This window comes from Frankia sp. R82 (assembly GCF_023716925.1).
GTDB lineage: Bacteria > Actinomycetota > Actinomycetes > Frankiales > Frankiaceae > Frankia.
Genome location: NZ_JAMQQG010000073.1, coordinates 1 through 12,671 on the forward strand (window position 1 = coordinate 1; position 12,671 = coordinate 12,671).

At 73.9% G+C, this 12,671-nt stretch carries 9 protein-coding genes and 1 pseudogene; 1 reads left to right on the forward strand and 9 read right to left on the reverse strand.

Annotated elements, in window-relative coordinates; genetic code table 11:
- Positions 1 to 118: 118 nt before the first annotated feature.
- The 9 genes from ND747_RS13995 to ND747_RS14035 form a co-directional block, all read right to left on the reverse strand.
- Complete coding sequence (locus ND747_RS13995; protein ID WP_251734053.1) at positions 119 to 1,729, reverse strand: oxidoreductase; 1,611 nt, start codon at positions 1,727 to 1,729, stop codon at positions 119 to 121.
- A complete protein-coding gene (locus ND747_RS14000) occupies positions 1,726 to 2,448 on the reverse strand; it encodes a protein-tyrosine-phosphatase (RefSeq protein WP_251734055.1) in 723 nt (240 codons plus the stop codon). The genes ND747_RS13995 and ND747_RS14000 overlap by 4 nt, the downstream gene beginning before the upstream one ends.
- Entirely contained in the window at positions 2,445 to 3,326 is an 882-nt protein-coding gene (locus tag ND747_RS14005) for a TylF/MycF family methyltransferase (RefSeq protein WP_374216223.1), read from the reverse strand. Before ND747_RS14005 ends, ND747_RS14000 begins: the two co-directional genes overlap by 4 nt.
- A complete protein-coding gene (locus ND747_RS14010) occupies positions 3,326 to 5,029 on the reverse strand; it encodes a lipopolysaccharide biosynthesis protein (RefSeq protein WP_251734057.1) in 1,704 nt (567 codons plus the stop codon). Before ND747_RS14010 ends, ND747_RS14005 begins: the two co-directional genes overlap by 1 nt.
- 223 nt (positions 5,030 to 5,252) lie before the next feature.
- Complete coding sequence (locus tag ND747_RS14015) at positions 5,253 to 7,337, reverse strand: heparinase II/III family protein (RefSeq protein WP_251734058.1); 2,085 nt, start codon at positions 7,335 to 7,337, stop codon at positions 5,253 to 5,255.
- Positions 7,334 to 8,374, reverse strand: a complete 1,041-nt coding sequence (locus tag ND747_RS14020; RefSeq protein ID WP_251734059.1) for an SDR family oxidoreductase — start codon at positions 8,372 to 8,374, stop codon at positions 7,334 to 7,336. The genes ND747_RS14015 and ND747_RS14020 overlap by 4 nt, the downstream gene beginning before the upstream one ends.
- Entirely contained in the window at positions 8,371 to 9,825 is a 1,455-nt protein-coding gene (locus ND747_RS14025) for a glycosyltransferase family 4 protein (protein ID WP_251734060.1), read from the reverse strand. The genes ND747_RS14020 and ND747_RS14025 overlap by 4 nt, the downstream gene beginning before the upstream one ends.
- Positions 9,826 to 9,847: 22 nt before the next feature.
- Complete coding sequence (locus ND747_RS14030; RefSeq protein ID WP_251734061.1) at positions 9,848 to 10,852, reverse strand: NAD(P)-dependent oxidoreductase; 1,005 nt, start codon at positions 10,850 to 10,852, stop codon at positions 9,848 to 9,850.
- A complete protein-coding gene (locus tag ND747_RS14035; protein WP_251734062.1) occupies positions 10,849 to 11,988 on the reverse strand; it encodes a glycosyltransferase family 4 protein in 1,140 nt (379 codons plus the stop codon). The genes ND747_RS14030 and ND747_RS14035 overlap by 4 nt, the downstream gene beginning before the upstream one ends.
- Positions 11,989 to 12,126: 138 nt before the next feature.
- Here ND747_RS14035 and ND747_RS14040 point away from each other — a divergent pair.
- A pseudogene (locus tag ND747_RS14040) lies at positions 12,127 to 12,671 on the forward strand (oxidoreductase); the annotation flags it as partial.

The window sequence follows — 12,671 nt, forward strand, 5'->3', positions numbered from 1 at the left end:
CGGAGCGTCGCACCTGGTGTTTCTCGCAGATCTTCGCGAATTCCCGGGACGTGTATTGGCTTCCTTGATCGGAGTGGCTACCGAGTGCCGGCCGACCGGGCCGCCTCGTAAGCGAGGGTCAGTCGGGTCGGGCGGCGGTGTCGAGGCGGAGGGTCAGTTCGGCGGTCGCGCGGATCTCCCGGGCGCTCTCGCCGGGAACGCCGGCGACGAGCCGGGTACAGATGTCGCGGTACATCGCGGGGTAGGCGTCCAGGCGGTTGACCCGGCGGCGGCGCAGCAGGCGGCTGCCCGCCTCGGCGGTGTAACGGGCGCCGTCCACGATGGTGATGGTGACCCCGTTGGCCCGGAGCTCGGTGTGTTCGCGCAGGCCGTACCGGCTCCCGCCGATGCTGGTCAGCACGAGGGAGAGCGCCGCGTCGTTCGCCAGCTCCACGTACACGGTGTAGGTGCCGCCACGGGCGACGGACACCGTCTGGCGACGCACCGGGGCGAAGTCGTTGAGCCACAGAAAATGGTCGATCCAGTGACATCCGTTGCTCACCAGACGGCTGCGGGACGCCGGCCACCGGTACCAGTGCCGTGACGGCAGTGGTTCCTCGAAGACGACCGCGCTGTAGAGCATCGGCTCGCCGGCGTCGGCCAGGCGCAGATCGGCACGCAGCCAGTCGTTCATCGGGGAATGCCGGCGCTGGAAGCAGGCGAACAGGCGACCGCCCGCGTCCAGGTGTTTCACCAGCTCGGCCAGATCGGATTCGGTGGTGACGACCGGCTTCTCGACGACGGCGACCGCCCCCCGGCGCAGGGCGGCCAGCGCCAGCGGCGCATGGGTGTGATGGAACCCGGCGATCAGGTCGACGTCGCTCGGCTCGTCCGGGCAGGGCAGCGGCGAGGTGTCGAAGGCAATCCGCCCGGCCCGGCGGATGCCGATCTGGACCGGATCGACCTCGTGGATGCGGACCAGCTCCAGGTGGTCCCGGATGTGCGGGACGACCTGCGTCTTCGCATAGTGGCCGAGGCCGAACAGGGTGGCCGTGGGGCGCGTCCCGTCGCCGGCGGCCGGGGGGTGGCGGTCACGGGTGGTCACGGCGCTGGTGCCGGGCAGCGTCCGGTCGTCGGGGCGGGGACCTCGCCATTCGACGGCGAGCCAGCTGACCAGCCGGTCGACGGATCTCGGGTCGAACGTCGCGCCGGACATCGGCGACCAGCCGATCAGCGGGTCGTCGACATCCGGCGGGGTGGTCGCCGGACGGGTCCGGCAGACGATCGGTCCCTCCGTGCCCCCCCCGGCCGCCCGTGGGTACGCGCGCACCAACCGCCGGTCGAGGACGACCCGCTCCATGCCGGCCGGATGAGCGGGGGCGACGAACGCAACCGTGGTTCCCACCACGAGTGGATCCGCGGCGTCGGACGTACCAGGGGCACTGGCCGTACCAGGGACATCGGACGTACCAGGGGCGTCGGAGGCGATGATGACGCCGAGACCCACCACGACGTGACGGTGGTTGCGACCGCGTTCCCGCAGTCGGCTCACGCCCTTGCGGGCGACGGCCTGCATGCCGAACTCGCGGGTGTAGGCGGCGACCTCCCGTGGACCGCCGCCGCGCACGAAGTACTGGCCGTCCACCGGGAACAGAGTGATCCACAGCGTCGGCCGGATCCGGACGCAGCCGGCGACCACCGTCTCGTCGAGATATCCGTCCAGCCAGCGGCCGGCGACGAGGACCCTCATCCGACCTCCGCGCCGTACCGGATCACCTTCGGCCGGTCACCGCCCTCGCCGTGCCGCGGTGCGGGCAGCATCCCGTCCGGGGGCGGCCCGGTCTGCCACACCTGGCAGGCCTGGGCGAGCAGTGACATCGGGCCGTTCAGCGCATCGTCGATCATGCTGGCGCAGGCCTCGAAGCGGGCCCGGCCCGCACCGAGGGGATCGGTCAGGTCGTCGAGTTCCGCCGGCACGACCCGGCCGGCGGCACGGGCGCTCAGAGCGGCGGCGACGAGCAGCTCCCCGGCTGGACGCACCGGCCCGATCGGCAGGTCGGCGAGGCGGACCGCCGACGTCAGCCGGGCGAACTCGCGCAGCGTGAACGTGCGGCGCAGCGCCCGCGGGCTTCGGGTGACGACCGCCGAGCGGTGGTCCCGCGTCGCGCAGAGCACCAGGTCGCTGCGCTCGACGAGCTCGGTGGTGAGCCGTCGACTGTGGAATCCGGTGGGGTCGATGCCCCGCGCCTGCAACAGCTCGGCGGAATGGCGGTGCATCGTGTCGTCGGCACGGGCGTGTACCCCGGCGCTGGCGATCGCGAGCTGCTCGGGAACCCCGGCGCTCGCCGGGGTTCCCCGTCGGGCCGGAAAATAGGCGGCGGCGAGGTACTGGGCCAGCGGTGAGCGGCAGAGATTGCCGGTGCAGACCATCAGCACGGTCCACGGTCCGGTCCGCACGGGCGCGCTCATGACGCGTGCGGGGCAGCCGGCCCCGGCGCGGCGGTGTCCTGCGGGGCGGGGCCGCGGCGCCAGTAGACGCCCGTCCAGTCAACCGAGGTGATCGGTTCGTCGATGCCGTGGGCGGCCCGGTAGTCGTCCACCGCGGCCCGGCAGCCGGGCACGGCGCCGTAGTCGTCGACGATGCAGAACCCACCAGGGGACAGTTTCGGGTACAGGGCGCTCAGCGCGTCGATGGTGCTCTCGTACATGTCGCCGTCCAGGCGCAGCACCGCCAGCCGCTCGACGGGGGCCTGCGGCAGAGTGTCGCGGAACCAGCCGGGCAGGAACCGGACCTGGTCGTCGAGCAGGCCGTAGCGGCGGAAGTTGTCCCGTACCTGCTCGACGGACACCGCAAGGGTTGTGTACTCGTGATGACGGTCGCCGGCGTCGGCGGCATAGCGCGGGCTGGGCACGGGCAGCCCGGCGAACGAGTCGGCGACCCACACCGTCCGGTCGTCGACCCCGTAGGCCGCGAGCACGCCGCGCATGAGGATGCAGGCTCCGCCGCGCCACACTCCGGTCTCGATCAGGTCGCCCGGCACCCCGTCCCGGATCACCTGCTCGGTGCAGTCCTGCAGGTTGCGCATCCGGCGCTCGCCAGTCATGGTGTGCGCGAGCCGCGGCCAGTCCCGCCCGTCACCCCGGTGTTCCGGCAGAGTGCGTCGGACGATCTCCATGCCCTGCCGGTGGACGGCCCGGGCGACCAGCCGCCGGGCGCTGCCCCGAGGTTCCCACACACTGCCGTCACCGCCGTCCCACAGAGTGAAGGTCAGCGTGGAACGGAGCAGGTCGAGATAGCGGGCAGTGGCCTCTGGCCGGTCCGGACGGGTGGGACTCTGCGTGGTCATCATGGCTCCTGGAAGGTCCTGTGCTCCTGGACGGGACGGGCGGGATGGTCTTTCGCTCCGGGCCGGTTCTCCGGCCCGCCCACGGTGGTCGGCGCGGCCCGCCGTTCCCGGGTGTCGGGTGCCCGGCGGTGTCGTCCGCCGGGCGGCCGGGGTCGGGACCCTGTCGGCTGGGACCCTGTCGGCTGGGACGGGGCCGGCTGGGACGGGGCCGCCACCGGGTCCGGTGCCGGGTCCGGTGCCGGGTCCGGCGAGGTGTCGGCGGACGGTCGGGGATCGGGGATGTGCATCGGGTGGGCGGCGGCGCGGACAAACAGGCGGGAGCAGGCCAGGTAGAGCGCTGCCGCCGACGCGGTGTAGGTCGCACCGGAGACGGCGGCGACGGCGGCGAGCCCACCGTGATGCAGCGCGAACAGCAGTCCGGCGACCGTCGCCGCGGCCACCGGGACCTGCACCGCAAGCACGGTGCGCGCCGTGCGGAAACCGAGCAGCACGTGGATGAGCAGGTAGTCCACCGCCTGCGGGATGGCGGCGAGTACCAGAACGCGGGTGGCCGTCGTCGCCGGTACGAAGTCGGCGCCGTAGACCACCCGGATCGCCAGCGGCGCCACCAGTGCCACCGACGTGGCGATCACCGTGGCGAGGCCGAGGGTGGCCAGTGTCGCCCGGCGCACCGTGCGGGCCCGGGCCCGGGGGTCGACGAGCGTCCGGAGCCGGCTGAACACGACCATCCCGGTGGCCTGGCAGATCGTGGCGCAGGCGGTGGCGAACGCGACCGCCACCCCGTAGAACGCGACCTCCCGGGCCGGCCGCAGGATCGCCACGAGCAGCAGGTCGAGTTTGTAGATGAGCTGTGCGCCGACGACCGTGCCATACGCTCCGAGCGCCCCGCGCATGAACGCCGACGACGGCAGCACCCGCACCCCCGGGCGGTCGCCGCGATCCACCGTCGGCGGGTGCACCGCGCCCGGCCGGCGCCGACGCCAGCGCCGGAACCGGGGGCGGCGCAGCACCTGCAGGTGGTAGGCCAACGGCGGTACCAGGGACGTCAACGCCAACGCACCCAGCCACCAGACCGGGTCCCGCTGGCCGATCGCCGCATACAGCACGAACACCGCCAGGGTGCCCGCCGCCGGGACCAGCCGCACGACCTGGAACTCGCCGCCCATCCGCCCGCGGCGCTGCGCCAGACCCGCCGCGTTGGACCCCACGATCGTCGCGGCCGCAAACAGGCTCGCCCCGAGCACGGCGAACGGCCCGAACTCCAGGTCGTCGCGATGCCCGAAGCCACCGACGGCAGCCGCGGTGAACAGGGCCGCGCCGATCGCGGCCACCATCGCCGCCTGTGCGAGCAGAGGCGCCAGCAGCCCCTCGTCCGCATCGTCCTCGGTGACCAGCGCCTGGGAGACCCCCAGGCTGAGCACCATCGCGAGCATGCTCGCCCAGGTCTGCAGGGTGAGCAGCTCACCGCGTCCGGTCGGCCCCAGTGCCCGTGCCGCCAGCGCGCCGGTGGCCGTGCCCAGCAGCAGTGTCCCCGCGTTCCCCGCCAGCACCGCGGCGGTCGCCCGGGACAGCCCCCCGGTTCCGGACGTTCTCCCGGTCGCGGTCGTCCCTTCGGCTTCGGACGTGCCATCGGCGGGACCGGGAGCAGCCGTCACGTCGGCGTCGGCGTCGGCGTTACCCACCGGCACTGAGCTGGACGTCATCGGTGCGACCTGCCTCCCCGCCGACCGCCGCAATCCCAGGGACGCCGCACGTCGAGGGTCGTTCCGGGCAGTCATTCTCACCAAGAGTGTTCTTTACTTGACTTACTGTAGACATGGGTGGCCGCTTCGCGGCGGCGCCGCGCCGTGTGCGCTGACCGCGACCATCCGGTCTCCCGCAGTGGCTCCCTTCCTTGTTCCGGGTCGCCTCCTGCCGGAACGGAGATCAACGGGATGGGGCGGGTCGCGACCGGGTCAGCCGGGTGGTCGTCTCGTCGAGGGCTGATCCGAGCTGCGGATCACCGGTATCGGGGCCGGGAGGACCGGAGGCACCCAGGGTCGTGCGCAGCGTGATGGGCAGGTCGGCGTCGACGGAGAACTCGGCGCTCACCGCGGGCACGGTGCGCTCCCAGCCGATGGCCCGCGGGGTGAGGTGCAGGCGCCACCGACCCGGCAGATCGGTGTACAGCTCCAGGCGCCGGCCAAGCGGTGTGACCAGCGTGGGCCGCCCGACCAGTACCGAGCCGACCAGTGGCGGGGCGGGGCGGGCGGGGTTGGTGGGTGCCGAGCGGGCGCAGGCAGGGGGGAGCGTGGTGTCGGAGGCGAGACCGATACCGGGGGCGAAGTGCAGGTGCACGGTGATGCGGTGCCGTCCGGTTCCGCCGATGCGGTCCCGTAGGACGAGGCGGTGCTGGTCGAGGCGCCACAGCCGCTGGTGGTGCGGGGCGCCGGGCAGGCGGCGGTAGCCGTCGTGGCCGGCGTTGAGGGTGACCGACGTCGGGTCGCGGTGCAGGGCGACCGGGGTCGGACGGGCGCGGCGACCGGCGCGGAAGGCACCCCACACCTCGGTCGAGTCGAGGTCGTCCACGGTGACCGTCGAATGGGCGGCCGTGCCGCGTTCGCGGTCGCGGCGCGGGCCGGGCGCGTAGGTGGAGGTCGCCGGGTCGACGAGGATCGGCTGGGCGCCGAGCCAGAGCAGGAAGGCAAGGGTGTCGGCGTGGGCATGGGCCGGCAGGCCGTTCGGGCAGGGGAGTCCGACGTCGGCGAGCAGGTGCCAGTCGCCGGCGGTGAGGACCGCGAGTCCGCTGTCGGGCAGCAGGACTGCGTGCGCCCTGGCGGGCGAGCCGGTTCGGTCGGGTCCGACGATGGGCGCGGGCACGGTTGGTGCGGCGGTGTTGCGTGGCAAGGCGGTGTGGCGCGGGGCAGCGGTACCGCGCGGGGATGGGGTCTCGGATTCCGGGGTGGGGGGTTGGTGGTCGGAGTTGGCGGTCGGGGTCAGCAGGCGGCGAAGGAGTGCGTCGGGGACGGGGTAGCCGTCGTTGAGCAGCGGGACCGTGCCGTCCGGTCCGAGGACGGTGGCGAGCCACGTGCGCATCCGGGTGGCGGCGTCGGCCAGCTCGTGGGGCACCGGACGGCCCGTGGCGGCCAGCAGACCGGTGAGGTCGTCGAGGTCGGCGAGGACCTGGCAGTGGTAGGCGGGGGCCCGTTCGTGATGGCCACCGTCGGCGAGGACCTGCCGGTCGAGCTGGTGGACGAGGGCGTCCAGCCGTCGGCGCAGTCCGTGGCGGTCGCCGGCCGCCACCTCGAGGGCGATGAGCGCCTTGAGGTTCTTCAGGAGATGGTTGCCGCCGACGTCGGTCTCCTGGTGCGCCCGCAGATACGCGTGCAGGGTGCCGAGGTCGGCGCGCAGGGCGTCGCGCAGGGCGGTGAGCTCGCCCGCGTCACGGGATACGTCACCCGGCGTGGTGCCGACGGCCAGGCCGGGCGCGGGCGCGAGCAGCGGATGCAGGGCGCACAGCGTCCACGCTCGCAGTGAGGCGACGTACGGCGACCAGGCGACCGGATGACCGAGCGGGATCGCCGCCCGCCAGTCCAGGTAGAGCCGGGCGAAGGCGGCACGGCCGTGGGCGCCGTCGCCGGCCAGCGTCCACGCCCAGTCCCAGTAGTGCAGGTGATAGCGCCACAGCAGCGGTGCGTCGGCCTGTTCCCAGTCCAGGCGGGCAGCTCCCGCGGCGTTGGTCCCGCCCCGGCCGGTGGCCGACAGGTCGCGGGTGTGGCCGAGCAGGGTGATCCGATTCTGGGCGAGGTCGGGGGAGGGCGGGTCGGCCAGGGCGATCCGTCCGTCCAGTGGGATGAAGCCCGCCGGCCAGTGGGCGGGCGACGGACGGGCGTGCAGCAGGGCGGCTGCGGCGCGGGGAGCCTGGCGTAGTCCGACCCGCTGTGCCCGCAGGCGTCCGCGGGCGACGATCTGGCCGGGACGCAGGTGCGCGACGGTACGCAGGTACCGGCCGAACTCCGCCGGCGCGCTCACGAGGGAACCCCGGATCGTCCTGGCCCGGGGGGAGGCCCGGGTGTCGGTTGTGGCTCGGTCCGCGGATGCGGCGGTGTGGCGGCCGGTGGTGCCGCCGTCGGGCGGGAGCCGGTCAGGCCCATCGCCGCGGCCTGGTCGGCGATACCGGTCCCGAAGGGACGTGGCTGGTGGCCGAGATCGTGGCGGGCGGCGCCGATGTCGAACGCCTTGTCCTCGGCGAGGCGGGCGATCTGTTCGGCCTTCAGCCGTGGCCGGGCGGCGTGCCGTTCGTAGTGGTGTGCAAGTGCCAGGACCGGTGCCAGCGGCACCGGCACCGGGTGGACGCGGCGGCCCAGCGCCGACCCCGCCGCGAGGACGATCTCACGCAGCGGCAGCGGCCATGGTCCGGCGACGTCGTAGGCCCGTCCGACGGACCGTTCGGCGGCCACGGCGCGCAGGACCGTCGCGGCGAGGTCGTCGACATGCACCGGCTGGTGCAGGTGCCCGGCACCCGGGACCGGCACGGGAACCGGTGGCAGACCCGCCAGCCAGGGCGGCCAGGGCCGGCCGGGGCGGGTGGCTGCGGGAAGACGGGCGAGCAGGGTGAGCAGGCGCGCCATGTTCCGGTCGTCCGCACCACCGTAGATCATGGTTGGCCTGATGATCGTCCAGTTCAGGCCGCTGGCCTCGATCGAGCGTTCCGCGGCGAGACGCACCTGTTTGGTCGGCGGTTCGAGTCGGGTGCGGATGCCGGTGGTGGAGACGAACACCGTGCGGCGCAGGCCAGCCGCCGAGGTGGCGGCGAGGATCGCGCCGATGTGACCGAAGCCGAGGGAGGCGAGGTTGACCAGGGCGGACGCGTCGGCGGCGACGAAGGCGGTGGCCAGGCCCGACGGGTCGTCGAGGTCGCCGGGCAGGTCGGTGGCACCGAGCCCGCGCAACGTCCGGGCGGCCTGCTCGCTGCGGGCCAGGCCCACCACGTCCTGGCCGGCGGCGACGGCATGGGCGACGACCCGGCGGCCGAGGAAGCCGCTGCCACCGGTGACGAGGATTCTCATGCGGCGCCCTCCGGCCTGCGTTCCGTACGGACGCCGGCGCCGCCGGGCAGATCGGCGGTCGGTGGCAGACCCAGCGGCAGGCGCTGCGCCGGGACGGTGGTGCCGCGCGGACCGGCGTGGGCGGACGGGCCATCCGGCCCGGTCTGGCCGGGCGGGGTCGCCGCCGGGCCGGGGATCTCTGGAAGGCTGGGTGTGTCGGGGGGAAACAGCAGGTCACGGTAGTTGTGGGCGAGGACGTCGCGGTCGAAGTACCGCTCGACGTAGCGGCGGCCGTCGCGGGCCATCCGGGCACGCTGTTCGGGGTCGGCGGCGAGTCGGGTGACGGCGTCGGCCAGGGCTACCGGGTCCTCCGGCGCGACGACGACCTGGCCGGCGGCGGTGAGGATCTGCGCGGCCTCCCCGCGCAATGTGCCGATCACCGGTTTGCCGGCGGCGAGCAGCTCGAACATCTTCGACGGGATGAACGTGTCGAACATCGGCAGGTCGCGCAGCGGCACCACGCACAGGTCGGCTGCGGCGATGACGGCGGGCACCTGGGCGCGGGGCACGCCGTCGCGCAGTGTGGTGTTGGTCAGTCCCAGCGTCCGGACGTGTTCGGCGAGGCGCCGCTTGTCGGCTCCCTCGCCGACGAAGGCGAACCGCACGGCGCGGGCCCGGTCCTGGTCCGACCGGGCGAGGCGGGCGGCGGCGTCGGCGAGCGAGACCAGGCCGTGGGAGATCCCGTGGGCGCCGACGTACAGGACGAGCAGCTCGTCTCCCGGCGCACCGAGCTGCGCGCGCAGGCCGGCGGGGACGGCGGTGGCGGGCTGGAACCGGTCCAGGTCGACTCCGTTGCGCACCACGTGGACCTTGGCGGCGGGGATGCCGCGGCGCACGATGTCGTCGCGAAATCCCTCGGTGACGGTGACCACCGTGTCGGCGGCCCGGTAGGCGGCGAGCTCGAGCCGTTCGAGCAGGCCCAGCACGCGCCGGTTGGTGAGCACGCCGAGATGCTCGAAAATGGCCGGCCACAGGTCGCGGACCTCGACGACGAGCCGGGCCCGGCGGCGCCGGGCGAGCAACCAGGCCGAGGCGAGCGGGAAGAAGGTCGGGGAGGACACCATGACGACGTCGCACGGTCCGGTGTGCCGGCCGCCGAGCACGACACTGGTGACCATGAACGACAGATGGCCCAGCGTCTTGCGTACCACCCCTTCGTTGGGGGTGGCGTACAGCCAGGTCCGCAGCACCCGGTAGCCGTCCACCTGCTCGGTGCGGACCAGCGCGCCACGGTACTCGGGCGGGATCACGCCGGTTGGATGGTTCGGCATGCCGGTGAGAACCGTGACCTCGAGGCCCTCGGCCGCCCAGGCGCGTGCGGTCTCGGACAGCCGCGCCTGGGGCGCGCCGACCTCGGGGGGAAAGTAGTGGGTGATGACCAGGACGCGGCGGCGGCCGGGAGTGGGGGACACCGAGTTCGACCTCCAACGGACGTCAGGGAACGGGCTGTGCCGGAGCAGTGCCAGGTGGGGCAGGGCTGGCCGGGGCAGGACTGGTCGTATCGGCGCGGCTGGCCACGGCGGCCAGCTCGGTCCAGGCGGGGCGGCCCAGGGGCAGCTCGAAGCCGCGGGCGGTCAGCCAGCCGGGTCGCTGGGCCTGACCGAGCAGCAGCAGTTCCGCCCGCCGGCACACCGCACCCAGCGGCGCGAGCCACTGCGCGGTCGGCGCGGCGGCCTCCAGCAGCGACCGCACCAGCGCCGCCGGCGCGGCGTGCAGCGGACGACCGGGCGCGAACGTCTCGTAGAGCGTGCGCACGGTGTGCCCCTCGTACGGGTGGGCGACGACGAACGGGGCCTGGCCGGCGGCGAGGATCGCCGCGACCACGGCGCCCACGTTGCCGACCAGCGCGACCGGTACCGGCTGAGCCCCGTCCCCGCAGGTCACCAGCGGATAGCGCCGGCAGAAGGCGGCGAACGCGGTGGTCATCCGACGCTGCGGGCCGTGCACCGAGGGTGGGCGGTAGATGGTGACAGCGACCCGTCCACGGTCGGCGGCGTCGCGCAGCAGCTGTTCGCCGAGGGTCTTCGAGCGCGCGTACGGGGTCAGCGGCGCGTAGCGCAGGGACTCGTCGAGCAGATGGGCGCGGCCCTGCACCGCCGCCGTCGAGATATGCACCAGCCGGGGCACCCTGGCCTGCGCGCAGGCGTCGGCGAGCAGCCGCGGCCAGGCGGCGTTGCCACCGACCAGGGTGGGCGTCCCGGTCGCCCCGGACACGGCGACCCCGGCCGCGTTCACCACCGCCTCGATGCCGTCGAGTTCGCCGGCGAGCCGCGCGACCTGATCCCGGGCCGGCGACCAGGTGGGACGGGCGAGTGCCTCGGTGTCCACCCGCAGCCGGCGGGCCCGCCGCGTCACGATCTCGTGGCCGTCCCGGCGCAGCGCCATCGTGCAGGCAGTGCCGATGAACCCGCCGGCGCCGAACACCGCAACCCGGCTCATGACGCACCCTGACGGGGTGGGAGGCCCGTCGGCGTACCCGTCGGTGTGCTCGTCGGTGTGCCTGCCGTCGAGGACGGCGCCGCGCGTTGGGTGGGCAGCATCGTCGCCGTGGCCGGGGTGCCTCCCGCCGCGACGGCGACCAGGCCGGGCAGCCGCAGGTAACCGGCCAGCACCAGGGCGGCGGCGAGGTCCGCGCCCAGGCGTCCCGGCAGCGGGCCGAAGGAGGCCAGGGACAGCCCGACGACCACTGTGCTCAGGCCTGCGATCAGGCCGGTGACCTGGGGATGCGACCAGCCGGCGATGGTGAGGCGCTGATAGGCGTGGGATCGGTGCGCGGTGTGCCAGTGCTCGCCCGCGCGTATTCGTCGCAGCAGGGTCGCCGAGGTGTCCACCAGGTAGAGGGCACTCGGCGCCAGAGCCGCCTCGAACGGGACGCCGACGAGCACCGCCTGCGCGGTGAGAACGGCGAGGACGCCACCGAGGGTGTAGCTGCCCACATCACCGAGGAAGATCCGGGCGCGGGGAAAGTTGTACGGCAGAAACCCGAGGGAGGCGGCGGCGACGAGCGTGCCGCCGGCGCTGAGTGTCGGGGCGCCCTGAACGGCGCCCAGCGCCGCGAGGGCGCCGCCGGCCAGCGCCGCGCTCACCCCCGAGATGCCGTTGACGCCGTCCATGAAGTTGAAGACGTTGACGAAACCGGTGATCCACAGCGGTGCGCAGACGGTGACCACCAGCACGGCCACCAGGCCCGGCGTCGGATCGCCGAGGACGGCGGCGAGCACGGTCATCGCCGTGACCACGAAGGACGCGGTGGCCTGCAGTGCCAGCCGGCGCATCGCGGTGACCCCGCCCACGTCCTCGGCCAGGCCGATCAGGCCGAACAGGGTGGCCGCCGCGGTGAAGGGAAGCAGGTTCGGACCGCCCCGGCTGGCGACCAGCACGGCGGTGAGTACCCCGACGAACAGCCCGAGCACGACCGCCACCCCGCCGCCGCGCACGGTCGGCGCTCGGTGTGACGACCGGGTCGTGACCTCGTCGATGGCCGCGAGTCTGCGCATCGAGATGAGGACGACAGGGGTCGTCGCCAGGGTGGCGCCGCACGCGGCGACGCATGCGGCGGCGAGCGCTGGCTGCATGCCGTTCCTCCGGCTCTGACACGTCGGTGTGCCTCCGAGCGACCTTCATCGCTGAATGTAGTGCATCAACTACACTGTGCTGCATGATGGTGGCCGCGAGTGTTCCGCCGCGGCGAGACGGCCCGGAGGGTGCGCACGATGAAACAGGTGGTGCAGGCGGCGTCCGGCGGGTCGGTGCGGATCGTCGACGTTCCTGTTCCGGTGATCGGCCCGACCGAGGTCCTGGTGGCCACGGCCGCGACGGTCGTGTCCGCCGGTACCGAGCGGGCCGTGACGGAACTGGCCCGCGCGGGGCTGGTGGCCAAGGCCCGGGCCCGTCCGGACCTGGTCCGCAAGGTGGCGACGAAGGCGCGCACCGACGGCCTCGGCTCGGCGGTGCGCACGGTCCGTGACCGGCTGGGCAGCGACGTCCCGCTCGGCTACAGCGGCTGCGGGCAGGTCGTCGAGGTCGGCTCGGCCGTTGCGGGTATCCGTCCCGGCGACCTGGTCGCCACCGGCGGTGCGGGCCGGGCCAACCACGCCGAGTACCAGTCGGTGCCGGGCCTGTTGTGCGCGCGGGTACCCGACGGGGTGGACGCCGGCGCCGCCGCGTTCGCCACGATCGCCGCCATCGCCCTGCACGGCCTGCGCCTGGCCGAGGTCGGCCCCGGCAGCCGCGTCGCCGTCGTCGGACTGGGCCTGGT

What these genes read in the sequence shown, in the direction of transcription:
- ND747_RS14000 (WP_251734055.1), bottom strand. Translation starts at nt 2,448, where the DNA reads ATGAGCGCGCCCGTGCGGACCGGACCGTGGACCGTGCTGATGGTCTGC.
- ND747_RS14020 (WP_251734059.1), bottom strand. Translation starts at nt 8,374, where the DNA reads ATGAGAATCCTCGTCACCGGTGGCAGCGGCTTCCTCGGCCGCCGGGTC.
- ND747_RS13995 (WP_251734053.1), bottom strand. Translation starts at nt 1,729, where the DNA reads ATGAGGGTCCTCGTCGCCGGCCGCTGGCTGGACGGATATCTCGACGAG.
- ND747_RS14005 (WP_374216223.1), bottom strand. Translation starts at nt 3,326, where the DNA reads ATGACCACGCAGAGTCCCACCCGTCCGGACCGGCCAGAGGCCACTGCC.
- ND747_RS14030 (WP_251734061.1), bottom strand. Translation starts at nt 10,852, where the DNA reads ATGAGCCGGGTTGCGGTGTTCGGCGCCGGCGGGTTCATCGGCACTGCC.
- ND747_RS14010 (WP_251734057.1), bottom strand. Translation starts at nt 5,029, where the DNA reads ATGACGTCCAGCTCAGTGCCGGTGGGTAACGCCGACGCCGACGCCGAC.
- ND747_RS14035 (WP_251734062.1), bottom strand. Translation starts at nt 11,988, where the DNA reads ATGCAGCCAGCGCTCGCCGCCGCATGCGTCGCCGCGTGCGGCGCCACC.